This window comes from Streptomyces sp. B5E4, from assembly GCF_039871555.1.
Lineage (GTDB): Bacteria > Actinomycetota > Actinomycetes > Streptomycetales > Streptomycetaceae > Streptomyces.
In genome coordinates this window covers 303,005-327,762 of sequence record NZ_JBDPMI010000005.1, presented here as the reverse complement: position 1 = coordinate 327,762, position 24,758 = coordinate 303,005, and the positions used below count along the sequence as shown (strand labels likewise).

Genomic DNA, 24,758 nt, shown 5'->3' with positions numbered 1-24,758 from the left:
GGTGTGAGCGGGGGCGCGGGGGCGGACGGTCGTACGGGACCGCGGACACACGGGCGTACGGCACCGCGCGGGGACGGTGCCCGTCGTGCCGTACTGCTCGTGATCGGTGACGTCGTCACCGACGTCGTCGCCCGCCACACCGCCCCGCCCGCCCCCGGCACGGACACGCCCGCCGCCATCGCGATCCTGCCCGGCGGCGCCGGCGCGAACGTCGCCGCGTGGGCGGCGCATTGTGGCGCGCGGGCGCGTTTGCTGGCGCGCGCGGGCCGTGACTCCGCCGACTGGCATCGCGACGCACTCGTACGCGCCGGGGTCGACGCCCACGTCCGCGTCGACCCCGAGGCGCCCACCGGCAAGGTCGTCGCCCTGGTCGACGGCGGCGGCGAGCGGTCGTTCCTGACGGACGGCGGGGCGTCGATCCGGCTGGGCCCGGACGACTGGGAGCCGGGGCTGCTGGCGGACGTCACCCACGTCCACCTCTCCGGCTACCTGTTCTTCACCGCCCCCGGCCGCACCCTCGCCGCGCTCGCCACCGCCGAGGCGCACGCGCGCGGGGCGACGGTCAGCGTGGATCCCGCGTCGGCCGGTTTCCTCGCGGCATCGGGTGTACGGGCCTTCCTCGCCGGGATCACCGACACCGACGCCCTCTTCCCCAACTCCGCGGAGGCCGCGCTGCTCAGCGGCCTCTCCTCCCCCGCCGCCGCGGCCGCGGCCCTGGCCACCGCGCTCGACGCCACCGCCGTGGTCACGGCCGCCGCCGACGGCGCGCACCTCGCCGCCCCCGGCGCTCCCGCGGTGCACGTGCCGGCGGTACCGGTCACGCCCCTCGACACCACGGGCGCGGGCGACGCCTTCACGGGCGCCTATCTGGCGGCCGTGCAGTCCGGCAGCACCCCGCGCGCGGCCGCGGCGGCGGGCTGCGCCACGGCGGCGACGGCGGTCCGTACGCCGGGCGGACGGCCGGGGCAAGGGGCGTAGAGGCGCGCGGTGGTGGGCCCGGAGGCTCTGCGCGTCAGACCACGCGCTTGCGCCTCGGGCGCGCGCGCAGCCGGGCCTGCGCCGGGCCGTGCGGGGCCGCGGCGAGGGCGTCGCGGACGGCGGCGGTGAAGGCGTCCGGTTCGCGGAACAACTGACGCGGTGTGGTGTGGACGAGGTGCAGGCCCAGGGCTTCGAGGGCGTTGTGGTGCGCCACGGTGCCGTCGTCGTGGCGGTACGGCGGCTCGGTGAGGTGGAGGAGGACGCCGGTGCGGGGCCAGTGGGCGTGCGGGGTGGTGAGCCAGTAGCCGTCGAGGTGCAGCGGGATGTGCCAGAGCGGAGGCGGCAGTCCTGCGGTGCGGAGCAGGGTGCGGGCGCAGGTCTCGGCGGGTGGGCGGGCGGCGGGGCCGAGGGCGGCGAGCGCGGCGGCGACGTCCGGGCGGGTGTGCAGGCCGGCGGCGCGGAGTGCGGTGGCCGCGGCGGCGGGCGGGGTGGCGCGGGCGTCGAGCAGTTCGCCGAGCAGGGCGGCGGTCCTGTCGTGGTCGAGGACGTCGCGCAGGGCGTCGGCGGCGGCACGGACCGGCGGGGCGGCGGGGAGTCCGGGTGGCAGGCGGACGGGCGGGGGCAGGCGGCGCCGGGCGTGGTGGATGCGGACCCCGGGCGGCGCGGTGAGGCGGCGGCGGGGCGGTACGAGCACGTCGACCACGCGCACGTCCGCGGCGGCGGGCACGGCGCGGAACCCGTACAGCGCCAGCGCCGCCACCCCCGTCAGCAGCGCCTCACCACGTCCTGCGCCCCGCGCCAGGGCGGCGCGGTAGCGCGCCTGCCAGCCGCCGGAGTCCTCACGGGTGCACTTCGCGTACGTCATGGGTGCGCCCATGCCCGCCGCCGTGCCCCGCTACGGCGTTCCGGCGGCGGACTCACCGGGTCGGGCGGGGTCCGGGGCCCGGAGTTGACCCCCAGGCGCTACGCGGCGTGCACGGCGCGGTCCGCGGGGGCTTCCGGCTCGGGTGCGGCGCAGGTGTCTGCCAGGGCGTCGAGGGAGACGCCGAGGGTGGTGGCCAGGGCGGCGATCGTGAAGAACGCCGGGGTGGGGGCGCGGCCGGTCTCGATCTTGCGGAGCGTCTCGGCGGAGATGCCGGCCGCCGCGGCGACATCCGTCATGCTGCGCTCGCCTCGGGCCGCGCGCAGCAGGGCGCCGAAGCGCTCGCCGCGGCGGCGCTCCTCGGGGGTGAGTGGAGTACGAACCATGAGCGTGATACTAATACCGGTATAGTAATTGGGAGGCCGAGGGAGAGCCACATCATGGTCGAGATCAAGAACGACGCCGCGCTGGACGCCATGCGGGAGGCAGGTCGCGTCGTCGCCCAGGGCCTCACCGCCGCGCGGGACGCGGCCGGCGTCGGCGTCAGCCTGCTGGAGCTCGACGAGGCCGCGCGGGACGTACTGGACAAGGCAGGGGCGGGCTCGCCGTTCCTCGGCTACCGGCCGACGTTCGCCTCCACGCCCTTCCCCGCGGTCCTCTGCACCTCCGTCAACGACGCGATCGTGCACGGCATCCCCACCGCGTACCGGCTGCGCGACGGCGACCTGGTGTCCCTCGACTTCGGTGCGGAACTGGACGGTTGGACGGGCGATGCGGCGATCAGCTTCACCGTGGGCACGCCGCGCCCCGAGGACACCGCGCTGATCGCCGCCACGCAGCGCGCGATCGACGCGGGGATCGCGGCCGCCGTCGCGGGCGGGCGGCTGGGCGACATCTCGGCGGCCGTGGGGCGCGTGGCCGCGGAGGCGGGCTGCGGGATGCCGGCGGACTTCGGCGGGCACGGCATCGGGCGGCGGATGCACGAAGACCCGCACGTGCCCAACCGCGGGCGCGCGGGGCGGGGTTACAAGCTGCGGCACGGGCTGACGCTGGCGATCGAGCCGATGCTGCTGTCGGGCGGCTCGGACGACTACGGGGTCGACGGCGACGGCTGGACGCTGCGGACGACGGACGGGAGCAGGGCCGCGCACATCGAGCACACGATCGCGGTGACCGGGGACGGGCCGCGGGTGCTGACGGCGCTGTGAGGGTCCGTCCCGTACGTAAGGCGGGGTCAGCGCCAGCCGTAGCGCAGGCGCAGGCGGTGCTCGACGAGGTGGAAGCGCTGCCGGTCCAGCGAACACGCCTCGCGGCGCATGCCGTCGTCGTGGAGGCGCAGCACGCGGTCCAGGTCGACCCACGACTCGCGGCCCTCACGGTCCCAGGGCCCGGCGCCGATGCGCACCCAGTCGTGGTCGTCGTCGCGCCGCCTGCTGGACAGTTGGACGGCGAGGACCGTGCCGGCCTTCTCGCGGGCGACGACGAGGACGGGGCGGTCCTTGCCGCGGCCGTCGTTCTCCTCGTACGGGACCCAGGTCCAGACGATCTCGCCGGGGTCCGGGTCGCCGTCGGGGTCGGGCGCGTACGAGGTGCGTACGACGCCGGCGGCGCGCGGGTCTATCTCGGTGGTGGCGGTGGGGCCGTGCTGGCCGGGCTGGCTCGCGTGGCCGTTCTCGTCGGTCGGCGTGGTCACGCTAGGCACCGTAGCAACCGCGGGCGGGCGAAGGCCCGGTGGTGCCAGGCGCCGGGCTGCGCCCGCGGGCACCAGGCGGGCGCAGCGGGGCGTCTGCGGCAGGGCGTCATATGCCGGGGGAAATGGGGCGCTGAGGGCGGGCGGGGCGGGCGTTGTCAGCGGGGGGTTGTAGCTTCCAGGCATGGACTACCACGACGTTGTCGACGAGCTCGAATCGGCGGAGGTGGAGCTCGGCCTGGCCGCGTGCGACGTGGACGAGACCGAGGGCGCCGGGCTGGACCTGGCGGGGATGGCCGCCGAGCTGGCGGAACGTACCGAGCCGACGGGGGCGGGGCGGCCCGGCGCCGACGCGTCGGCGGAGGCGCGGGACTGGGCCGACGCCGCGGTGTGGTCCGCCCGCAGGGCCGACGGCCTCGCTGACGCCGAGCGCGCGGAGGGACTGCCGGAGGCGGACTGGCGGCAGGGCCGGCGGATATCCCTGGCGCGCTGCGCGCAGTAGGGGGTCGTACGCGCAACGTGCCTGGTTGGACCTCGGCCCCGGACAGTCGGATGCTGGAGGTAGGAGGTGCTAGGCATGAGGCTGATCCGCTCCGGCGACGAGCCCGTGCACGCCCGCTCTCCGCTGCGCATGCGCTTCTGGCTGGCGCTGTGGGGAACGCTCTGGATGATCGCGGGCACGGTGTTCTTCGTCGCGGTCGACCATCCGGTCTGGGCCGGGGTGACCGCGGCCCTCGCCCTGATCACGGCCATCGACATCGCGGTGGTGGTCCGGCACATCAGACAGGGCTCGCGTTTCCAGCCGGGCCGGGAGGTGCCGCCGTACGAGCCGGTACGCAAGGGCGAGGAACCGCACGAGCCGACACATCACGCCGGGGAACTGCACGAGCCGAGACGGCGGCGCTGACGGGGCGGGCGTCGCGCCTGCCGGGCCTCGTGATGCCCCCGGGCACGTCGCCGCGGCTTTCAGCGGTCGTCTCCTACGCCCCGCTCGGGGCGCCAGGCCGGGCGGCGCGGGTCGTCGAGGCGTACGAGCACGTCGGCGGCGGCAGCGGGATCGGCTTCTTCCTCGTAGCGGGCGAAGGCGGGCAGAGTCCAGCGGTCCTCTTCCCGCGTGCGCCGGGCCAGGGCGGCGGCGGAGAGACGGAGGTGGACGACCAGGTCGAAGGGGAACCAGCGGCCGAGCAGCAGCGGCCCGTGGAGCAGCACGACGCCGCCGGGTGGGAGTGTCGTGTACGGGCTGCGGGTGGCGCGGTCGGTGACGGGGTCCCAGAGGTCGGGCAGGACGCGGCCGTCGCCGCCGGCTTCCAGCGGGCCGAAGACCTCGCGCCAGAGTGCGCCCGTGTCGAGCCAGGTGTCGTAGTACGCGTCGGGGTCCTCGCGCCCGAACTCGTAGCGGAGCGAGGCGGGCCGCAGGAAACCGCCCGCGTCGAGGACGAGCGCGTCGCGGCCGTGCACCCGCAGCGCGTCGCCCAGCCGGGCGGCGAGCACCCCGGGCTCCGCCGCGGGAGCGCCGTCCACGGCGACCCGCAGCCACGGGCCGCCGTCCGCCGCCTTCGTCCCGACGACGCGCTCGGCCAGTGCCTCGGTGAGCCGGTCCCAGGAGATCGCTTCCAGTTGCACGGTTCCATGATGCCGCGCGGCGAGAGGAGGACGCCCCGCGGCAGGAAGGGCCGTGCGGGGACCGCGGGGGGTCTCCCGAGCCCGCGGTGGCTTTCCGCATGGCGCCGGGTGCCGCCCGTCCCCCCGCGGGTCGGGCGGTGATCGGCGGGCTGCCCAACCGGTCGGTCAGCGGGAGTGGTTGAGTACGGGCAGCGGATGTGCGCAGGCGTACCGCGGCCGACGCCGGAGGCGAGGGGGACACGTGGGACCGGACGAGCTGAGCCCGCCCGAGCGGCGGCTGTGGGACGCCTTCCCCACCGCTGAGCGCGTCGACCTCCGTACCGGCGACGCCGCCGCGGACGACCCCGTCGGGGGCGCCGCCTGGGGCCCGGAGCGCGTCGTGCGCGCCGAGGTCGTCGCCGCGCTGCTGCTCGGCGCGCGCGACGGCGAGTCCGGGCACACCGCCGCGGTACAGCTCACCGGCGCACGGATCACCGGCCGCCTTGCGCTCGACCACGCCGACATCCAGCATCATCTGCGGCTCCAGGACTGCTCGTTCGAGGAGTCCGTCGACCTCTACGGCGCCCGTACGCGCCAGCTCAGCTTCAACGGCTCGCACCTGCCGGGCCTGCTGGCCTCCCACCTCTGGGCCGAGGGCAGCCTGCGCCTCACCGGTTGTACGACCAGCGGCAAGATCCGGCTCGTCGCCACCCGCATCGCCGGGACCCTCATCCTCAACGGCGCCCGGCTCCACGACCCCGACGGCGAAGCGCTCAACGCCACCCGCCTGCAGGTCGACAACGACATCCTCATGCGCGACGACTTCTTCGCGCAGGGCACGGTCGTGCTGCGCAGCGCCCGCATCGGCGGCAGCGTCGACCTGCGCACGGCCCGGCTCGACGCCGGCTCGGGCGAGGCCGCACTCGACGCCGCCCGCATACAGGTCGAAGGCGACTTCTCCGCGTACCGGCTGTCGGCCACGGGCAGGCTCGGCCTGCGGAACGCCACCGTCGCCGGCGCGACCTTCCTGCGCTCCGCCGCTCTCGACAACCCCGCCGGCCGCACCCTGGACGCCCCGGGCGTGCACGTCGGCTCCGATGTCGTGCTCGACAAACGCTTCCGGTCCCACGGCCAGATACGGCTGGCCGACGCGACCGTCGGCGGCCGGCTGGTGATGAGCGGGGCGCACCTGCGGGCCGAGGCGGACGACGCCGCGCTCGACGCGTACGGGATCCAGATAGGCGCCGACGCCGTGCTCGACCACATGACGGCCACCGGTTTGGTCCGGATGTCGGGCGCGCAGATCACCGGCCGCATCGAGGCGGACGGCAGCCACATCAGCGGCCACGCTCCCGGCACCACCGCGCTCAGCCTGCGCCGCACCACCGCCCGCGAGGCCGCCATGCGCACCACGCGCCTCGACGGCGCCCTCGACATGCGCTATTCCGCACTCGGCGTGCTCCACGACGCGGCCGCCACCTGGCCGTCCCGCGTCCGCCTCGACGGCGCCGTGTACGACCAGCTCCACGACCCGCTCTCCGCCGCCGAGCGGCTGCCCTGGCTGAGCCGGGGCGACGGCGCGTACATTCCGCAGCCGTACGAGCAGCTTGCCGCCGTGTACCGGCGCCTCGGGCACGAGGACGACGCCCGCCGCGTCCTGCTGGCCAAGCAGCGCGCCCGCCGCGGCCAGCTGCCCTGGTACGCCCGCGCCTGGGGCGGCGTCCAGGACGCCGTCGTCGGCTACGGCTACCGTCCCGAGCGCGCCGTCGCCTGGCTGGCCGGGCTGCTGGCGCTGGGAACGCTGCTCTTCCGGGCCGACCGGCCGCGGCCGCTGGAGCCCGGTAAGGGGATCGAGTTCAACCCGTTCATCTTCACGCTGGACACGCTGCTGCCGGTCGTCGACTTCGGCCAGGGCAACGCGTTCGCGCCCGACGGCGGCGCGCAGTGGGTGGCGTATCTGCTCGCCGCCGCCGGGTGGATCCTCGCCACGGCCGTGGCCACCGGCGCCGCACGGGCGCTGAACCGGCAGTAACGGGGCGGTTCTTGCAGGGTTGCTTCGGGCCCGTGGCCCGGCGCCGCCCGCCGGGGCGCGGCCCGAGCGGCAGCGGCCGTCGACGGGGGCCAGGAGAGCCCGGCCGAGGGGGCCGCTGCCGCCGCGCCGGGACCCGCGAACACCCGCCCGGGTGCGGGTCCGCCCCGGTGCGTTCCCCGCCCGGGAACGCACCGGAAGCCGGATACGCCGTCGGCGCCGGCAGCGCCGTTCGGCAGCGCGGGACCGGCAGCGCTTCAGTAACGCAACGCCGCCAGGTACTCGTAGCTGTTGCGCGCCGTCGCGAACGGGTCGGACGGGCTGTCGTGCTCGACGAGCCACTGCTTGACGCCGCCGCTCTTCGCCCCCTGGAACATCCCGGGGAAGTCCAGCACGCCGGAGCCGACGTCGGCGAAGCCGCCGTCCGGCGCCATGTCCTTGACGTGCAGGGCGGGGAAGCGGCCGGGGTGCTGGCGGAAGTACGTGAGCGGGTCGGCGCCGCCGCGCACCCCCCAGTACACGTCGAACTCCAGGGCGACCAGGTGGGGATCGGTCTCGTTGAGGAGGATGTCGAACAGCACCTCGCCGTCGACGGTGGCGTGGTCGTTGCCGTGGTTGTGGAAGAGCACCTGCTGCAGGCCGGCGTCGCGGCAGGCGCGGCCCGCCTCGTTCAGCTTGCGCGCGGCCTCGCGGAAGCCGGCCGGCGTGTGCATGGCGCCGGGCAGGCTGGGCACGACGACCCACTTGCCGCCGAGGGTGTGGACGTCCTCGATCGCCTTGGGCAGCCCGCTGCCGGAGACGATGTCCCATCCCACGTGCTCCAGCACGGCGGAGAGCCCGGCGTCGTCGATCATGGTGCGGATCTGCTGGGCGTTGTGGCCGTGCCGGCCGCTGACGCCGACGGTGGCGTAGCCGATGTCCGCCAACTGCTGCAGCGTCCCGGCGAAGTCCGTGGCCAGGGGCCCGCGCATGGTGTAGAGGTGCATGCCGATGCCGCCCGGCGGGATACGCCGTTCGCCGGGCCGGCCGCCGCAGGCGCCGCCGGCCTCCGCCTCGGCCGCCGCCGCGGGTCCGGCCCCGCCGCCGAGGGCTGCGACGGTACCGGCGCCGAGCGCCGCGGAAAGCAGCGCGCGCCTTCCCAGCCCTTTGTTCGCCGCCCTCCGGGACCTGCCCGTCCCGTCGGCTCCCTGGTCCGTTTCGTGCCTGCCGATCATGCGCACAACCGCCTCTCCCGCGTCTGACGAGTCCGCCTAGAAAGCGCTTTCTGGCATGCGCGCATCAGAGTAAGCGGCCCGCGTCACGCGGTCAACGGTTCGGTGCACCACAGCGACTTCTGCGGCACCCGCAGCCCGAACAGGCGCACGTCAGCGCGCGCCGGCGCGCACCCCCACACGGTGCGCCGGGCGCCCTCAGAGCCGGATCATCACGTCGTCCGGTGCCTTGCGCCGGATGTCCGGCACCCGCGCCCCGTCCGCCGGGTAGCCGACCGGGATCACGTACACCGCCCGCTCCTCCGGCGGCCGCTCGCACACCTCACCCAGGAACCGCATCGGACTCGGCGTGTGCGTGAGCGTCGCGAGCCCCGCCTGGTGCAGCGAGGCGAGCAGGAAGCCGACGGCGATGCCGACCGACTCCTTCGTGTAGTACGGGCGCGGGCTCTGCGGCCCCTTGTGCACCTCGAAGACGACGATCACCGCGGGCGCCACCTCCAGGAACGGCTTGTGCCAGTCCGTACCCAGCGGCGCCAGCGCTTCCAGCCACTCCGGCGACGCCCGGCGCGCGTAGAACTCCCGCTCCGCCTTCTCCGCCGCCTCCCGCAGCCGCCGCTTGCGGTCCCGGTCGGTGACGACGACGAAGCGCCAGGGCTGCACATTGGCGCCGCTGGGCGCGGTGGCGGCGGTACGGATCGCCCACTCCAAAACGCCGTCCGGGATCGGGCGCGGGGAGAAGTCCCGTACGGTACGGCGGCGGCTCATCGCGTCGTGAAAGGCGCGACTGCGCACCTCCGCGTCCGGCGCCGGCACGCCGAGTGGCTCGTACGGGACGGTGGGATACGGGGCCGGAAACGCCTGCGAGGTCGTCATCAGCCCAGCAGAGCACGGCCCGCGGCCCCGGCCCAGACCTGATACGAGCCGAACACCCCCGCCCCGCCCCGAGGGCCGGCCCGCGTCTTGGCTACTCCTCGAAACCCGCCGCGTCCACGAAGTCCGGCCGGGGGTCGAGCGCCGCCGCCAGGCGGAAGTGCCGGCGCACCTCGTCCGGATCGCCCCCGGCCCGTTCCAGCGTGCGAGCCAGGGCGAAGTGCGCGTAGGCGTTGTCCGGCTCGCGGTCGATGACCGTGCGGAAGTCGGCCTCGGCCGGGCCGAGGCGGGCGCTCATGAAGTACGCGCGGGCGCGCAGCAGCCGCGGCGAGACCTTCTCGGGATGGGCCTCGACCAGCGGGTCGAGCAGTTGGACGGCGCCGCGCGGATCACGGGCGGCGAGCAACTGCTCGGCCGCCCGGTAGTCGACGACGTCGGTCTCCGGGCTGCGCTCGGCCACGGCGGACTCCTTCCTCGTCTGCTGCGTCTTCCGTCTCCCGCCTCCCCTTTGCCGCCGGGAGACAACAGGGAGACGATTCGCCTCCCAACACGGGATCATGCCCCGCTATTCCGCCCCCTGACCCCCTTGCGTGCCACCAGTTCCTCCCAGACCTTCCGTACCCGCTCCGCCAGCTCCTCCGGCGTCCCGTCGTTGTCCACGACCATGTCGGCGACCGCCAGCCGCTGCTCGCGGGTGGCCTGCGCCGCCATCCGGGCGCGCGCCTCGTCCTCCGCCATGCCGCGCAGCCGCACCAGCCGGTCGAGCCGGGTGGCGGGCGCGGCGTCGACGACCACGACGACGTCGTACAGCCCGGCGAGGTCGTTCTCGGCCAGCAGCGGCACGTCGTTCACGACGATCGCGTCCGGGCCCGCCGCCTCCTGCAGCGCGGCGGAGCGCTCGCGGACCAGGGGGTGGACGATGGCGTTCAGGGCCCGGCGCCGGTCGGCGTCGGCGAAGACGATGGCCCCGAGCTTCGCCCGGTCCAGGCTGCCGTCCACGGCGAGCACGCCCTCGCCGAACTCCGCGACGATCGCGGCCAGCCCCGCAGTACCGGGCTCCACCACCTCGCGGGCGATCCTGTCGGAGTCGACGAGCACCGCCCCGTACGAGGCAAGCAGCCCTGACACCGCGCTCTTACCGGCGCCGATCCCGCCGGTCAGTCCCACCGTCAGCATGGGTCCAGCGTAGGCCCGCCCACGCGCCTCAGTCGCCCTCCTCGCGCTCCGCGAGGAACCGCTCGAAGGCGTTGCCCAGCTCGTCCGCCGAGGGCAGCTCGGCAGGCTCGGCCATCAGGTTCTCCCGGTCGTCGCCGCCGGCCAGCGCGTCGTACTGGTGCTCAAGCCCGCGGACCATGCCCACCAGTTCCTCGTCACCCTCGTCGACCTGCCGCTCGATCTCGTTCTGCACCTTCAGCGCTTCGGAGCGCAGCGCGTGCGCGACGCCGGGCAGGACGAGGCCCGTCGCGGAGGTGATCGACTCCAGGACGGTCAGCGCCGCGTCGGGGTACGGGGTGCGGGCCAGGTAGTGCGGCACGTGCGCGGCGACGCCGAGGACGTCGTGCCCGGCTTCGCCGAGGCGGTACTCCAGCAGCGCGCCGGCGCTGCCGGGGACCTGCGCCTCGTCGAAGACGCCGCGGTGACCCGGCACCAGGTCGGTGCGGTTGCCGTGCGGCGTGAGACCCACCGGGCGGGTGTGCGGGACGCCCATGGGGACGCCGTGGAAGCTGACGGCCAGACGCACGTTCAGACGCTCCACGATCTCGCGGACGGCCTCGGCGAAGCGCTCCCACTCCACGTCCGGCTCGGGGCCCGTCAGCAGCAGGAACGGGCTGGCGGTGGCGTCGCGTACGAGATGCAGTTCGAGCTGGGGAACGTCGTAGGCGGCCCAGTGGTCGCGGCGGAACGTCATGAGGGGCCGGCGCGCGCGGTAGTCGACGAGCCGGTCGTGGTCGAAGCGGGCGACGACCTCGTGCGGAAGGTCGTCGAGAAGCCGCTCGTTGATCTGGGCGCCGGTCTCGCCCGCGTCCATGAAGCCTTCGAGGTGGTAGAGCAGGGTCAGCCCCGCCGAGTCGTGCTCCAGCACCGCGTCGACGGCCGCGAGCCCGCTGGGGTCCCATTCGTACATGCCCATGGAGGTGTAACACCCTGCGTGCCCGCGGTGATTCCCGGTGACGCGGACGGATTGCGCGCGCGGCGGCCGCGGCGCGGCGGACACCAGGTCAGCCGGGCTCCCCCGCGCCGGAAACCGGGCGGCCGACTGGCTGGATCATGACGTACGGCGGCGGAACCTCGCCGCTGCGGATAGCGTCCTTCTCGGCGGAAGGAGGGGGTCGTCGTGCCTCAGGAGGGGCCGGGAGGAGAAGTCCCGGGCGGGCGCGGCGGGTTGCGGGAGCCGCTACGGCCCCGCCGAGGGGGGCGGCGCCGCGTGTCGCGCTCCCTCACGCTCGCCGCCATCGGTGCCTGTGTCCTCGTGATCGCAAGCATCGTCGTGTCCGCATGGCCCGGCGGCACCGGGCTGAGACCGCCGGGGGGGCCGTCGCCCGACGCCACCACGGCCGCCGCCTTCACGGGCGTGTACCGCATAGGCGCCCTCGGCGACGCCGACCCGGGCGGCGGGCGGGACACCGTCCTGACCCGCAGCGTGACCCGGGCGCTCACCGACCACGGCAACGGCAGCGGCGGCGGCAACGGCGGCGTCGCGACGCCCCCGCTGGCCGTCTCGGACCTGACCGCCCACAAGGAGTCCACCGAGCCTGCGAACCGCCGGCTCATAGCCCGCTGGCTGGAGATGGAGCCGGGCCTGACGGGCGTCGTCGGCGGCGATCCGGCGCTCAAGCTGCCGGAGAGCGGCCTGACGTCCTTCCGGCTCCCCGTCGTACGCGCCTGCCGCCACGACGGCGCCGGCCCCAGCCCGGAGCCGCGCTATGCCGACACCAACGAGCTGCGCTCCTCCGCCTCCACCGCCGACATGGGCGTCGTCATGGCCCGCCACCTCGCCGCCGAGCCCGGGGTCCGCAAGGTCTACGTCCGCGGCGGCACCGCCACCGGCCCCACCCGGGCCCTGGTCGACCGGCTGCGCGCGGACGGGGTCGAGGTGCGGACCGACGACGCGGGGCAGCTCGCCGACGCCCTCCGCCGGTTCGCGCCGGACGCGGTGTTCCTGGAGGGCGGGGTGCGGAACCTGGCGGAGTGGGTGGAGGAGGTCGAGAACAGCGGTTTCGACGGGGTGAAGGCGCTGTGGGACCCGACGGCGCCGACGTGTACCGGCCGCAATCCGGCCGCCGGCGCGGACCTCTCCGTACCGGACGGCTGGCTGACCGTCCGCGGCCACTACGACGTCCGCCTGGACCCCGACGCCGACCGCCGCACCGCCGTCCGCCAGGCCCTCGGCGAGGATCTGGCCACCCGCCCGTACGCCGTGGAGACCTACGACGCCGCCCGCGCCATGCTCTCCGCCTGGGACACCGTTTCGGCCGAGGAGCGCAACAGCAACGAACCGGACCTGGCGCGCGCCGCGCTGGCCGAGGCGCTGCCGACGGTGCCGGTGCGGGGGACGCTGGGCGGCTGGTGGAAGGAATTGTCGGAAGCCGAGGCGCATCCGGTGGTGTGGCTCGACCGCCGGGAGGGCGGCGAGTGGCGGCAGGAGGCGGAGAAGCGCCGCTGAGCGGGGAGGGCTAACGGGCGTCCTCCGCGGAGGGCGTACGGGCGTGACCACGCGCCTTCCCGCGCGCCTGCCGTACGCGCGCGGGCCCGCCCGGGGCCGTGGCCGCAGCCATGGCCGTACGGGCGGGCCGCCGCACGCTCGGCGGTTGCCGCTGTCCTACGAGACCTCGACCCCCCGCTGCCCGGAGCGCTCCCGCTCCTCGTGCCCCGCGGGCGCCTCGGGACGCTCCAGCGCCACCTTCGGCAGCCTCCTGGCCAGCGGGCCGGGCAGCCACCAGGCATGCCGGCCGAGCAACTGCATCACCGCGGGCACGATCAGGCAGCGGATCACCAGCGCGTCCAGCAGGATCGCCACCGCGAGCCCCAGACCGAACTGCTGGAGCATCCGGTTCGGGCTCAGGATGAAGGCCGCGAACACCACGATCATGATCAGCGCCGCCGCCGTGATCACCTGCCCGGTGACGGCCAGGCCCTCGCGTACCGCGTGCCCGGCGTTCTTCGTACGCTCCCACTCCTCGTGCATCCGGGAGACGAGGAAGACCTCGTAGTCCATGGAGAGCCCGAAGACGATCGCGAAGATCATCACGGGGATGAACGCCTCGATCGGTCCCTGCTCCACGCCGAACCAGCCCTCCTGGAACACCAGCGTGATCACGCCGAGCGCGGCCCCGATGGACAGCAGGTTCAGCACCGCCGCCTTGAGCGGGATCCACAGCGAGCGGAAGACCACCATCAGCAGCAGCGTCGACAGCCCGACGACGAGGGCGACGAACAGCGGCATCCGGTCGGCGACGGTGTCGGAGAAGTCCTGTGTGCCGGCGGTGGCGCCGCCGACCAGGTACTCGGCACCGGTCTCCGCCGCCAGCGGCGGCAGCACGGCGTCGCGCAGGTCGTGCACGAGGTCCGCGGTCGCCGCGTCCTGCGGCGCCGACTCGGGGAAGACGATGACGGTGGCGACTTCGCCGTCCTCGGACGGCAGCGGCGGGGTCGTCGCGGCGACGCCGTCGGTCTGCGCGATCCGGGCCTGCGCCTGCTCCCCCGCCTCTGCCGCACCGGCGGCTCCGTCGCCCTGGGCGACGACGACGAGCGGGCCGTTGAAGCCGGACCCGAAGCCCTCGGCGAGCAGGTCGTACGCCTTCCTGCCGGTGCTGGAGGGGGCGTCGTTCCCGGCGTCGGCGAAGCCGAGCCGCATGCCGAGCGCCGGCGCGGACAGCGCCAGCAGCGCGACCAGGGCGGCGACGAGCGCGGGCAGCGGGCGGCGCTGCACCGCACCGGCCAGGGCGCGCCAGCGGCTGCCCTCGGTCTTCCCCTTGGCCGCCGCCTTCTCGGCGCGCTTGAGGACGTGGCGCTGGATGCGCCGGCCGAGCACGGCGAGCAGTGCGGGCAGCAGCACCAGCGAGGCGGCCATGGTGACCAGCACGGTCAGCGCCACGGAGAGGGCCACGCCCTGCAGCGAGCCGAGGCCGAGGGCGACGAGGCCGAGGAGGGCGATGATGACGGTGCAGCCGGCGAAGAAGACCGTGCGCCCGGCTGCGTCGAGCGCCATACGGGCGGCGCCGTCCCGGTCCGCGCCGCGGATCAGCTCGTGGCGGTACCGGTAGAAGATCAGCAGCGCGTAGTCGACGCCGACGCCGAGGCCGACGAGCATCATGATCGGCGGGGTGAAGTCGGCGACGGTGAAGAGGTGCCCGGCCATCGTGATCAGGCCGACGGCGGTGCCGACCGCGAACAGGGCGGTGACCAGCGGCACCGCGGCGGCCACCAGCGAACCGAAGAGCAGCACGAGGATCACCAGCGCCGCGAGCATGCCCGCGCCCTCGGCTCCGCCGCCGCCCTCCTCCTCGGCGCCGCGCACGGCCTCGCCGCCCAGCTCGATCTGGAGCGCGTCGGTCCGTGCGTCCCGCGCGGTGTCGATGATCTTCTCGACGTCCGCCTTCGGCACGGTCTCCGCCTTGCCGTCGAGGGTGACGGTGGCGTACGCGATGTCGCCGCCCTCGGAGACGGCCGCACCCCCGTCGGCGTACGGGCTGCGCACGTCCACGACGCTCGGCAGCCCCCGCACCTGCTCCAGCATGCGCTCGACGTCCTGCTCCGTGCCCGCGGCGCGCAGCCCCCGCTCGTCCTTGAAGACGATCTCCACGCTGTCGCCGGCCTGCGCGGAGCCGTGCCGCTCCAGCAGGTCGGTGGCGGCCTGGGAGTCGGTGCCGGGGAGGGAGAAGTCGTTGCGCCAGTTGCTCCCGGCGGCCTGGGAGGCGGCGGTGACGCCGAGGAGGACGGCGACCCAGAGGAGGATCGCCAGCCGGCGGCGGCGGCGCGACCAGTCGGCGAGCCGGGCGAAGAGCCCGGGGCGTGGTTCGGGGGCGGTGGGCGGCGGAGCTGCGCGGTGTGCGGACATGACGCCAGCGTGGTGGGCCGGCTGGGGCGGGCACGTCGGCCGGACGCGGACACCGCCCCTACCCCGCTGGTTGCGTCCGCCGCCGGCCCCGTACTACCCGGGTTGCGCCCGCCCCCGGAATCCGGCGGGAACCCCTAGGGGACGCGGATGATCCCCCTGCGGCCCCGCGCACCGGCGGCCCGGCGCGGGGGCGGGTCGCCGGAGTCGCGAGGGTCCGGGGGAGGGTCGATGTCGGCGGGGCCGCCTACCCTTGGGCGGGTGCGTGGGGGACGTGCGGGTGACGGGCGCTGCGGAGCGCCGCCGTCAGGGCGCCAGCCAGCCCGGACGGACCATCCCCGACTCGTACGCCAGCACCACCAACTGCGCCCGGTCGCGCACCCCCAGCTTCGTCATGATCCGGCTCACATGCGTCTTCGCCGTCGCCGGGCTCAGCACCAGCCGTGCCGCGATCTCGTCGTTCGTCAGCCCCGCCGCGACCAGTTGCATCACCTCGGCCTCCCGCTCCGTCAGCGCGTTCAGCCGCGGGCTCGGCTCCGGCGCCTTCACCCGGCCGGCGAACTCGGCGATCAGCCGCCGCGTCACCGACGGGCTGATCAGCGCGTCGCCGCGCGCCGCCACCCGCACCGCGTGGATCAGCTCCTCCGGCTCGGTGTCCTTGACCAGGAACCCGGCGGCCCCGGCCCGCAGCGCCCCGTACACGTAGTCGTCGAGGTCGAACGTGGTCAGGATGACGACCCGGACGTCCGCCAGCCGCTCGTCCGCGGCGATCCGCCGCGCGGCCTCCAGGCCGTCGGTGCCCGGCATCCGGATGTCCATCAGGACGACGTCGGGGCGCAGTTCGCGGCACGCGGCCACCGCCTCGGCGCCGTCGCTCGCCTCCCCGACCACGTCGAGGTCGTCCTCGTCCGCCAGGATCGAGCGGAAGCCGGCGCGCACCAGCTTCTGGTCGTCCGCGAGCAGAATCCTGATCATGCCTGGGCGTGCTCCGTTCCGTAGGGCAGCCGGGCGGTGACGGCGAAGCCGGCGCCGCCGGGCCGCGGCCCCGCGGCCAGCTCCCCGCCGACCGCCCGCGCCCGCTCCCGCATCCCGCCGATACCGCTGCCGCCGCCGGTCGCGGCGGTGCCGGGCCCGGCACCTGATCCACCTGCGGCGCGGGCGCCGGCGGCGGCGCTCCGGCCGTCGTCCTCCACCGCGAGGCGCAGTTCCCGCTCACCGTAGTCCAGCCGTACGGTCACCGACGTGGCCCCCCGCGCATGCCGCGCGACGTTCGTCAGCGACTCCTGCACGACCCGGTACGCGGTCAGGTCCAGCTCCGCCGGCAGCGTCCGCTCCGCGCCCGCCACCACCGTCTTCACCCGCAGCCCCGCCGTGTCCGCCGCCCGCTCCGTCAGCTCGCCCAGGCGCGCCAGCCCGGGCGCGGGCGCCGTAGGCGCCTCGTCGTCGACCTGCCGCAGCACCCCCAGCGTGGTGCGCAGTTCGCGCAGCGTCTCGCGGCTGGTCTCCTTGATGGTCGCCAGCGCGTCGGTGGCGGCCGGGTCGGGGGCGTCGCTCTTCTTCAGCCGGTGCAGAGCGGCACCCGACTGGACGTTGATCAGCGAGATGTGGTGCCCGATGACATCGTGCAACTCGCGTGCGATGCGCAGCCGTTCCTCGGTCGCACGCCGGCGCGCCTCGCCCTCGACGTGCGCGCGCCGTCCGTGCCACATCGCGCCCAGCGCCACCACCGCGACCACCCAGCCGGTGAGCATGAACAGCGCGATGCCGTTGACGTCGTCGTTGCCCGACAGTGTCCCGGCGGCGGTGCCGGCGACGACGAGCGCGCCCAGCGCCGCCGCCGCGCGCAGCCGCCCGGCGGCGGCCACGCAGTACAGCGCGATGACGAGCACGAGGAAGAGCGGACCGTCGTATGCGCTGCTCACGTAGTAGACGCCGACGACCGGGATGACGAGCGTTCCCACGGCGACCGGATGGCGGCGGGCGAAGTACAGCGCCCCGCAGGCCAGCGCGATCAGCGCCCAGCCCACCGCCGTCGTCCCCCACGACTCCCTGCGCTGGCCGACGAACGCCTGCAGCGTGCCCAGCGCCACCAGCGCACCCGTCCCGGCCGCGAGGGCGGTGTCCGCCGCGCGGCCCTGGGGCAGGCGGAGCTGGCGTACGGGCGGGGACATGACCCCAGCGTACGTGCCCGGGTGGAGGCCCCGGAGCGCAGCCACGGAGCCCCGCACGCTCCGGCCGTACGCCCCGGAGGAACGGCACACACGGCGGAAGCCCGCCGTCCCCCGGAGGGGACGGCGGGCTTCCGTCCGTCGTGCTGCGTACTACTGGGCCACCCGGCCCGCGGTCAGCTCTGGCCTCCGGCCAGCTTCTCGCGGAGCGCCGCCAGCGCCTCGTCCGAGGCCAGCGCGCCGGAGTCGTCGGCACCCTCGGAGGAGTACGAACCGCCGCCGGACGGGGCCGGCGCCGAGTCGCCCGCCTCGGCCGCCGCCTGGGCGTCGGCCTCGCGGGACTTGACGACCTGCGCCTGGTGCTGCTCGAAGCGGGTGTGGGCCTCGGCGTACTGGCCCTCCCACTCCTCGCGCTGCTTCTCGTACCCGTCGAGCCACTCGTTGGTCTCGGGGTCGAAGCCCTCGGGGTAGATGTAGTTGCCCTGGTCGTCGTACGAGGCGGCCATGCCGTAGAGCGTCGGGTCGAAGTCGACGGCCATCGGGTCGGGACCGAAGGTCTCGTTCGCCTGCTTCAGCGAGAGGCTGATGCGGCGACGCTCCAGGTCGATGTCGATGACCTTGACGAAGATCTCGTCGCCGACCTGGACGACCTGCTCCGGGATCTCCACGTGGCGCTCGGCCAGCTCGGAGATGTGGACCAGGCCCTCGATGCCCTCGTCGACGCGGACGAACGCGCCGAACGGCACCAGCTTCGTGACCTTGCCGGGCACGACCTGACCGATCTGGTGCGTGCGCGCGAACTGCTGCCACGGGTCTTCCTGGGTCGCCTTCAGGGACAGCGAGACGCGCTCGCGGTCCATGTCGACGTCCAGGACCTCGACCGTGACCTCCTGGCCGACCTCGACGACCTCGGAGGGGTGGTCGATGTGCTTCCAGGACAGCTCGGACACGTGCACCAGGCCGTCCACGCCGCCCAGGTCCACGAAGGCGCCGAAGTTGACGATCGAGGAGACCACACCCGATCGCACCTGGCCCTTCTGGAGGGTGGTGAGGAAGGTCTGGCGGACCTCGGACTGGGTCTGCTCAAGCCAGGCACGGCGGGACAGAACCACGTTGTTCCGGTTCTTGTCCAGCTCGATGATCTTGGCTTCGAGCTCCTTGCCGACATAGGGCTGCAAGTCACGCACGCGGCGCATCTCGACCAGCGATGCGGGCAGGAAGCCCCGCAGGCCGATGTCAAGGATGAGACCGCCCTTGACGACCTCGATGACGGTACCGGTGACGATGCCGTCCTCTTCCTTGATCTTCTCGATGGTGCCCCACGCACGCTCGTACTGCGCACGCTTCTTCGAGAGGATCAGCCGGCCTTCCTTGTCCTCCTTCTGGAGCACAAGGGCCTCGATCTCGTCACCGACGGCGACGACCTCGTTCGGGTCGACGTCGTGCTTGATCGAGAGTTCCCGGGAAGGGATGACACCCTCGGTCTTGTAGCCGATGTCGAGCAGGACCTCGTCCCGGTCGACCTTCACGATGACGCCGTCGACGATGTCGCCGTCGTTGAAGTACTTGATCGTCTCGTCGATCGCGGCGAGGAAGGCTTCCTCGGAACCGATGTCGTTGACCGCGACCTGCGTCGGGGCGGCCGCGGTGTTCTCGGTGCTGCTCGTCATGTGGGATTGGGCTCCGGTACGGGCACGTTGAGTCGTCGTCACTCCACGCCGTGAGCCCTGTGATCGCACCGCCGAAGCCGGACAGCCTAAGAGGCGCTTTCCCGACTCCACCCGGGAGTCCGGCAGCGCCTCGTGAACCGAGGGGACATACAACAGATGCGAGCGCGACCTGCTCCGTCCGAGGCGCGCAGGCCCGCAGCGCAACTTGTAGCATACGGGGGCAGCCGGGCATGGTCAATGCGCGAAGAGTGCACCTGGGGCATGCCGCCCCATACCCGGCAGTAGTGGCGCTCCGTCACTCTCGCGCGTGGCAGGAAGGTACTACGACGGGTCCGGCCGATGGTCCACGAGTACGAAAAAGGTACGGACGGTGTCGGCGGTGCCGCTGATGCGGATGTTCCGGCAGAGGCTACCCGACGGCCCGTTCCCGCGCGGGAAACCCGGCAAGCGAGCCGTGGTTGGTGGGACCGCAACGCCGACGACTACCAGCGCGAGCACGGAGGTTTCCTCGGCGGCGCGGACGGCGCGCGCTTCATCTGGGGCCCGGAGGGGCTGGACGAGGCCGAGGCGCGGCTGCTCGGTCCCGCGGATTCGCTGACCGGACGCGCGGTGCTGGAGGTGGGCGCCGGGGCGGCGCAGTGCTCACGCTGGCTCGCCGAACAGGGGGCGCGGCCCGTAGCGCTGGACCTCTCGCACCGTCAGTTGCAGCACGCGCGCCGCCTGGCCCTCGAAGCGTCCGGCGGGGCCGCGCCGTTCCCCCTGCTGCAAGGGGACGCGACGGCGCTGCCGTTCCGCGACGGGGCGTTCGACCTGGCGTGCTCCGCGTACGGCGCCGTGCCGTTCGTCGCCGAACCGGTCGCGGTGATGCGGGAAGTCCGGCGGGTGCTGCGGCCCTGCGGGCGGTGGGTCTTCTCCGTCACCCACCCCGTGCGCTGGGCCTTCCCCGACGAACCCGGTCCCGAAGGGCTGTCGGTCGCCGCGTCGTACTTCGACCGCACGCCGTACGTCGAGCAGGACGACGAAGGGCGCGCACTGTACGTCGAACACCACCGGACGCTGGGCGACCGGGTACGCGACGTGGTGGCGGGCGGGTTCCGGCTGCTGGACCTGGTGGAACCGGAGTGGCCGCAGTGGCACGACCAGGAGTGGGGCGGCTGGTCGCCGCTGCGGGGACACCTGATCCCCGGCACGGCGATCTTCGTCTGCGAAGCGGCCTGAGGGACCCGCGGCGGCCGGGGCGCGGTCCGTAGCACACTGGCGTCCGTGGCCCTCCGCTCCGACGCACTCGACGCCCTGCCCGTACGGCACGCGCTGCCCGCCCTGCGCGCGGCCCTCGAAGGACCCGGCGCCGCCGTGCTCGGGGCGCCGCCCGGCACCGGCAAGACCACACTCGTACCGCTGGCCCTCGCCGGGCTCGTGCCCGGCGAGGGGGCCGCGCCGGGCCGGGTGCTCGTCGCCGAGCCCCGCCGCATGGCAGCCCGGGCCGCCGCACGCCGGATGGCGTGGCTGCTCGGCGAAGAGACCGGCGAGCAGGTCGGGTACACCGTCCGCGGCGAGCGCCGCGCCGGGCCGCGCACCCGGGTCGAGGTCGTCACCACCGGAGTCCTCCTGCAACGCCTCCAGCGCGACCCCGAGCTGGCCGGAGTGGACGCCGTACTCCTCGACGAGTGCCACGAACGGCACCTCGACGCCGACACCGCGCTCGCCTTCCTCGTCGACGTACGCGCCGCCCTCCGCCCCGAACTGCGCCTCGTCGCCGCCTCCGCCACCTCCGACACCGCCGCCTGGGCCCGCCTCCTCACCGCGCCCGGCGCCACCGCGCCCGGCGCCACCGCGCCCGCCCCCGTCGTCCACGGCGAAGGCACGATGCACCCCGTGGCGATCGGCTACCGCCCCCCGCCCGCCGGCGTACGCCCCGCCCACGGCACCCGCGTCGACCCCGCGCTGCTGGCCCACATCGCCGACGTCGTACGCGAAGGGCTGCGCCGGCCGGACGGCGACGTGCTGTGCTTCCTGCCCGGCGTCGGCGAGATCGCCCGCGTCGCCGGACTGCTGACGGATACGGCCGCGAACGTACTGCAGTTGCACGGGCAGGCGCCGGCCGAGGTGCAAAACGCCGTGCTGCGCGGCAGCGCCCCCGGCGAACGGCGCGTGATCCTGTCCACCGCAGTGGCCGAATCCAGCCTGACCGTGCCGGGGGTGCGGACCGTCGTCGACGGCGGTCTCGCACGCGAGCCGCGCATGGACCACACCCGCGGGCTCGGGGCGCTCACGACCGTACGGGTATCGGCCGCCACCGCCACGCAGCGGCTGGGCCGGGCCGGGCGCGAAGGCCCCGGGCTGGCGCTGCGCTGCTGGTCGGAGGCCGAGGACGGACGGCTGCCGCGCTACCCCTCGCCGGAGATCGCCGTCGCCGACCTGGCCGGATTCGCCCTCCAGGCCGCCTGCTGGGGCGACCCCGACGCCACCGGCCTCGCCCTGCTCGACGCCCCGCCGCCGGGCGCGCTGGCCGCCGCCCGCGAGGTACTGCGGGCGGTCGGCGCCGTGGACACCGCCGGCCGCCCCACACCCCGCGGCACCCGCCTCGCCGGCCTCGGCCTGCACCCCCGGCTCGGCCGCGCCCTCCTCGACGCCGCCGCCGAAGCCGGCCCCGGGGCGGCGGCGGAAGCGGTGGCGCTGCTCAGCGAGGAGCCGCCGCGCTCCTACGGCGACGACCTCGCCGCCGCCTGGCGCCGCGCCCGCCGCGGCGGCGACGCCTACGCCCCCCGCTGGCGCCGCGAAGCCCAGCGCCTGCGGCGCGCGCTGCGCACCCCGGCGGGTGACCCGCCGGCGGGTGCCCCGGCCCCGGCGCGCCCGTCTGCGAGTGCCGCCGCCGACGACGCCGCCGGACACACCGCCGCGTCCCGCTCCCCCGCCCGGAAGGGCGGCGGGCCCGGCGACGACGCCGTCGCCGGGCTCGTCGCCGCGCTGGCCTTTCCCGAGCGCGTCGCCCGCGGACGCGGCGACGGGTCGTACCTCATGGCGTCCGGAACGCGCGTGGAAGCCGGCGCCGAATCCGCCCTGCGCGGACAGCCGTGGCTGGCCGTCGCCGTCGCCGACCGGCCCGTGGGCACCGCCCGCGCCCGGCTGCGGCTCGGCGCCCCCCTCGACGAGGCCACCGCGCTACGGGCCGCGGAAACCCTGCTCCGCACCGAAGACGACGTCACCTGGTCCGCCGAACGACACGAAACCGTCGCCCGCCGCGTCACCCGCCTCGGCGCCGTCGAACTCCGCGCCCGGCCCCTCCCCCACCCCGACCCCGCCCGCCTCCAGGCCGCCCGCCTCGACGGGCTGCGCCGCGAAGGCACCGCACTGCTGCGCTGGTCCGAACACGCCCGCGCGCTGCGCCCCCGGCTGGCGTTCCTCCACGGCGCACTCGGCGACCCCTGGCCCGACGTCTCCGACGACGCACTCCTCGCCCGCGCCGGCGACTGGCTCGACGACGACCCGCGCCGCATCGACGCCGGCCGCGTACTCCGGGGGCTCCTCCCCTGGGCCCGCGGCGAAGCCGCCCGCCTCGACGAACTCGCGCCCGAACGCATCGAGGTGCCCAGCGGATCCCGAATCCGCGTCGACTACGACAACCCGCAGCAGCCCGTGCTCGCCGTCAAGCTCCAGGAACTCTTCGGCCTCGACCGGACACCGCGGATCGCCGACGGACGCGTACCGCTGCTGGTGCACCTGCTGTCACCCGCCGGCCGCCCCGCCGCCGTCACCGCGGACCTGGAGTCCTTCTGGCGGCAGGGCTACCCCGCGGTCCGCGCCGAACTGCGCGGCCGCTACCCGAAGCACCCCTGGCCCGAAGACCCGGCCACGGCCGCGCCCACCCGGCACACCACGCGCCGCACGAACGCCGGCCGCTGACCGGCGGCCCCGGAGCCCTACTCGACGGTCAGCTCCAGCGTCAGCGTCACGCCCTCGCTCGTGGTGAGCAGCAGCAGATACGTGCCCGCCGCGTCGCCCGCCTGGATCGTCGGCAGCTTCACCGTGCCGTCGTCCTCCGTCGTCAGGTTCAGCTTGCGGACCGGGTTGCCCTCGGCGTCCTTGAAGTACGGGCCCGTGTCGTTCGGCTCGCCCGCCTCCGTGACCATCGCCGCCGTCACCGGCGCCTTCACGGCAGGACCGTCCCGGTACGTCACCTTGGCCTCTACGGGGCCGAACTCGCCGCCGGCCGCCGCCTTCAGCGCCGCGTCACCGACCCGGGCCAGCCCGTACGACGCCTCCACCTCGGCGGCGAAGTCCACCGGGCTCACGCCGCCGCCCGTCGTGGCGCGGATCCTGAACTCCCCGGTCAGCTTGCCCGCCTCGACCACGGGCGCCGTCGCGTAACCGGAGCTGTTGGTGGTGACGGACGCCGTCTTCCCGCCGCCGGCGAAGACCGCGCCGGTCTGGCCGCTGATCGTGAACGTGACCGTCTTGCCGGACACGCCGGTGCCGCGCGAGGTCACGCCCCGCACCTTCGGGCGCTCGGCGAAGTCGGCGCCGGTGTACGCGGTGGAGGACTGCGGACTCGCCACGCGCAGGTCCTCGATGGTCGGCGCCGGCGACGGCTCCTCGGGGTCGTCGTCACCCCCGCCCCCACCGCCGGACGGCGGGGGGTCGCTGGGGTCGGGACTGGGGCTGTCGCCGCCCTTGCCGTCGTCCTTGCCGTCGCCGCCGCCCTTGCCCGGCCGGTCGCTCTCCGACGGGCTCGGCGACGGGGTCGGCGTGTTGATGCCGTCGCTGCGGTCGCCCGGGTCGGCACCGGTACCGTCGGGCACCGGGTCGGCGCCGCCCTCCTTGTAGAAGTCGTACCAGGTCAGGACCGTACGGAGATACGACTCCGACTGGTTGTACCCGAGGATGGCGGCTTCCAGATCGGACTGCGAGGACAGATCGCGCCCGCCCGCGCACAGATAACGCCCGGCGGACAGGGCGGCGTCATAGACGTTGTTCGGATTCCGGTCGCCGTCGTCGTTGCCGTCGCTGCCCCAGGTGGCCCAGGTCGAGGGGATGAACTGCATGGGGCCGACCGCACGGTCGTGAGTGGTGTCCCCGTCGTACTCGCCGCCGTCGGTGTCCCTGATGTCGGCGAAGCCGTTGCCGTTCAGCACGGGGCCGAGGATGGGGTTATGGGTCGTACCTTCCGCGTTCACGTCACCGCCGCGGGCGTGCCCCGACTCCACCCGGCCTATGGCCGCCAGCAGCTCCCACTCCAGGTTGCACCCGGGGTTGCTGCTCGCGAGGCTGCTCTCGGCCTGCTTGTACGCGTCGAGAACCGTCGCCGGAATACCGGACTCGTCGGCCTCGTCCTCCAACTCGTCACTCGGCGAGGGGTTGGCGCTCTCCAGCGGCGGCAGGTCGGTGTAATAAGGGGACCCACCCGTGATCGAGTCCTCCCCGCCCCCCGGCGCCTGGTCGGGGGCGCTCTTCCCGGGGGCGTCCGGCCCCGCGGAGAGCCCCGGCGCCTGTGAGGCCGTGAGCGCCGCCATCGCGGCGGCTGCCACCGCCGCGGTCATCGCACCCTTGCGCAGTCGTCGTCGCGTCGGCGCAGACATCGCCTACCCGTCCCCTCCGTAGGTCTGCAGGCTCCCCCGCACAGCAA

General features: G+C 74.8%; 22 protein-coding genes. 8 read left to right on the top strand and 14 right to left on the bottom strand.

Going from position 1 to position 24,758, the window contains the following annotated elements:
* Nucleotides 1–93: 93 nt before the first annotated feature.
* Nucleotides 94–978: a PfkB family carbohydrate kinase gene (locus tag ABGA99_RS10240; RefSeq protein WP_347582491.1), complete on the top strand. Its 885-nt coding sequence runs from the start codon at nt 94–96 to the stop codon at nt 976–978.
* A gap of 34 nt (nt 979–1,012) precedes the next feature.
* On the opposite strand, the gene ABGA99_RS10235 is transcribed toward ABGA99_RS10240, so the two are convergent.
* Together ABGA99_RS10235 and ABGA99_RS10230 are read right to left on the bottom strand one after the other, a co-directional pair.
* Nucleotides 1,013–1,855, bottom strand: a complete 843-nt coding sequence (locus ABGA99_RS10235; protein ID WP_347582483.1) for a hypothetical protein — start codon at nt 1,853–1,855, stop codon at nt 1,013–1,015.
* Nucleotides 1,856–1,941: 86 nt separating this feature from the next.
* Entirely contained in the window at nt 1,942–2,226 is a 285-nt protein-coding gene (locus ABGA99_RS10230; protein WP_347575580.1) for a helix-turn-helix transcriptional regulator, read from the bottom strand.
* A gap of 54 nt (nt 2,227–2,280) precedes the next feature.
* On the opposite strand from ABGA99_RS10230, the gene map reads away from it, so the two are divergent.
* Nucleotides 2,281–3,048 (top strand): type I methionyl aminopeptidase, encoded by a 768-nt coding sequence (gene map / locus ABGA99_RS10225; protein ID WP_347575579.1) that lies wholly within the window; start codon nt 2,281–2,283, stop codon nt 3,046–3,048.
* A gap of 26 nt (nt 3,049–3,074) precedes the next feature.
* On the opposite strand, the gene ABGA99_RS10220 is transcribed toward map, so the two are convergent.
* Nucleotides 3,075–3,533, bottom strand: coding sequence for a type II toxin-antitoxin system PemK/MazF family toxin (locus tag ABGA99_RS10220; protein WP_347575578.1), 459 nt, complete (start codon nt 3,531–3,533; stop codon nt 3,075–3,077).
* A 181-nt stretch (nt 3,534–3,714) separates the two neighbouring features.
* On the opposite strand from ABGA99_RS10220, the gene ABGA99_RS10215 reads away from it, so the two are divergent.
* Together ABGA99_RS10215 and ABGA99_RS10210 are read left to right on the top strand one after the other, a co-directional pair.
* Entirely contained in the window at nt 3,715–4,032 is a 318-nt protein-coding gene (locus ABGA99_RS10215; RefSeq protein ID WP_347575577.1) for a hypothetical protein, read from the top strand.
* A 75-nt stretch (nt 4,033–4,107) separates the two neighbouring features.
* A complete protein-coding gene (locus ABGA99_RS10210) occupies nt 4,108–4,437 on the top strand; it encodes a DUF6343 family protein (RefSeq protein WP_347575576.1) in 330 nt (109 codons plus the stop codon).
* 59 nt (nt 4,438–4,496) lie between these two features.
* On the opposite strand, the gene ABGA99_RS10205 is transcribed toward ABGA99_RS10210, so the two are convergent.
* Nucleotides 4,497–5,153 carry a uridine kinase gene (locus ABGA99_RS10205; protein ID WP_347575575.1) on the bottom strand — a complete coding sequence of 219 codons (657 nt, stop codon included), beginning with the start codon at nt 5,151–5,153 and terminating at the stop codon, nt 4,497–4,499.
* Between the two features lie 241 nt (nt 5,154–5,394).
* Here ABGA99_RS10205 and ABGA99_RS10200 point away from each other — a divergent pair, with 241 nt between their 5' ends.
* Nucleotides 5,395–7,164, top strand: a complete 1,770-nt coding sequence (locus tag ABGA99_RS10200; protein WP_347575574.1) for a hypothetical protein — start codon at nt 5,395–5,397, stop codon at nt 7,162–7,164.
* A gap of 254 nt (nt 7,165–7,418) precedes the next feature.
* Here ABGA99_RS10200 and ABGA99_RS10195 read toward each other — a convergent pair whose 3' ends face one another.
* The 5 genes from ABGA99_RS10195 to ABGA99_RS10175 form a co-directional block, all read right to left on the bottom strand.
* On the bottom strand, nt 7,419–8,303 hold the full coding sequence (locus ABGA99_RS10195; protein WP_347575734.1) for a sugar phosphate isomerase/epimerase: 885 nt from the start codon (nt 8,301–8,303) through the stop codon (nt 7,419–7,421).
* Nucleotides 8,304–8,570: 267 nt separating this feature from the next.
* Complete coding sequence (locus tag ABGA99_RS10190) at nt 8,571–9,245, bottom strand: nitroreductase family protein (RefSeq protein WP_347582482.1); 675 nt, start codon at nt 9,243–9,245, stop codon at nt 8,571–8,573.
* Between the two features lie 91 nt (nt 9,246–9,336).
* A complete protein-coding gene (locus ABGA99_RS10185) occupies nt 9,337–9,702 on the bottom strand; it encodes a tetratricopeptide repeat protein (protein ID WP_047015160.1) in 366 nt (121 codons plus the stop codon).
* Nucleotides 9,703–9,797: 95 nt separating this feature from the next.
* Nucleotides 9,798–10,418 (bottom strand): dephospho-CoA kinase, encoded by a 621-nt coding sequence (gene coaE, locus ABGA99_RS10180; protein WP_347582481.1) that lies wholly within the window; start codon nt 10,416–10,418, stop codon nt 9,798–9,800.
* A 28-nt stretch (nt 10,419–10,446) separates the two neighbouring features.
* Nucleotides 10,447–11,373 (bottom strand): PAC2 family protein, encoded by a 927-nt coding sequence (locus ABGA99_RS10175; protein ID WP_347575571.1) that lies wholly within the window; start codon nt 11,371–11,373, stop codon nt 10,447–10,449.
* 294 nt (nt 11,374–11,667) lie between these two features.
* Between ABGA99_RS10175 and ABGA99_RS10170 the strand changes: the two genes are divergently transcribed.
* Complete coding sequence (locus ABGA99_RS10170) at nt 11,668–12,906, top strand: ABC transporter substrate-binding protein (protein WP_347575570.1); 1,239 nt, start codon at nt 11,668–11,670, stop codon at nt 12,904–12,906.
* A gap of 156 nt (nt 12,907–13,062) precedes the next feature.
* On the opposite strand, the gene ABGA99_RS10165 is transcribed toward ABGA99_RS10170, so the two are convergent.
* The 4 genes from ABGA99_RS10165 to rpsA form a co-directional block, all read right to left on the bottom strand.
* Nucleotides 13,063–15,300, bottom strand: coding sequence for an MMPL family transporter (locus ABGA99_RS10165; protein ID WP_347575569.1), 2,238 nt, complete (start codon nt 15,298–15,300; stop codon nt 13,063–13,065).
* Between the two features lie 303 nt (nt 15,301–15,603).
* Nucleotides 15,604–16,272, bottom strand: a complete 669-nt coding sequence (locus ABGA99_RS10160; protein ID WP_326795301.1) for a response regulator transcription factor — start codon at nt 16,270–16,272, stop codon at nt 15,604–15,606.
* Complete coding sequence (locus tag ABGA99_RS10155) at nt 16,269–17,468, bottom strand: histidine kinase (RefSeq protein ID WP_347575568.1); 1,200 nt, start codon at nt 17,466–17,468, stop codon at nt 16,269–16,271. The genes ABGA99_RS10160 and ABGA99_RS10155 overlap by 4 nt, the downstream gene beginning before the upstream one ends.
* Nucleotides 17,469–17,641: 173 nt before the next feature.
* Nucleotides 17,642–19,135 carry a 30S ribosomal protein S1 gene (gene rpsA, locus ABGA99_RS10150; protein ID WP_101425124.1) on the bottom strand — a complete coding sequence of 498 codons (1,494 nt, stop codon included), beginning with the start codon at nt 19,133–19,135 and terminating at the stop codon, nt 17,642–17,644.
* Nucleotides 19,136–19,474: 339 nt separating this feature from the next.
* Between rpsA and ABGA99_RS10145 the strand changes: the two genes are divergently transcribed.
* Together ABGA99_RS10145 and hrpB are read left to right on the top strand one after the other, a co-directional pair.
* Nucleotides 19,475–20,353, top strand: coding sequence for a class I SAM-dependent methyltransferase (locus ABGA99_RS10145; protein ID WP_347575567.1), 879 nt, complete (start codon nt 19,475–19,477; stop codon nt 20,351–20,353).
* A gap of 45 nt (nt 20,354–20,398) precedes the next feature.
* Nucleotides 20,399–23,038, top strand: a complete 2,640-nt coding sequence (gene hrpB / locus ABGA99_RS10140) for an ATP-dependent helicase HrpB (protein ID WP_347582480.1) — start codon at nt 20,399–20,401, stop codon at nt 23,036–23,038.
* 17 nt (nt 23,039–23,055) lie between these two features.
* Here hrpB and ABGA99_RS10135 read toward each other — a convergent pair whose 3' ends face one another.
* The gene (locus ABGA99_RS10135; protein ID WP_347575565.1) at nt 23,056–24,711 is read right to left on the bottom strand and encodes a lytic transglycosylase domain-containing protein; all 1,656 of its coding nucleotides are present in this window, start codon (nt 24,709–24,711) and stop codon (nt 23,056–23,058) included.
* Nucleotides 24,712–24,758 lie beyond the last annotated feature (47 nt).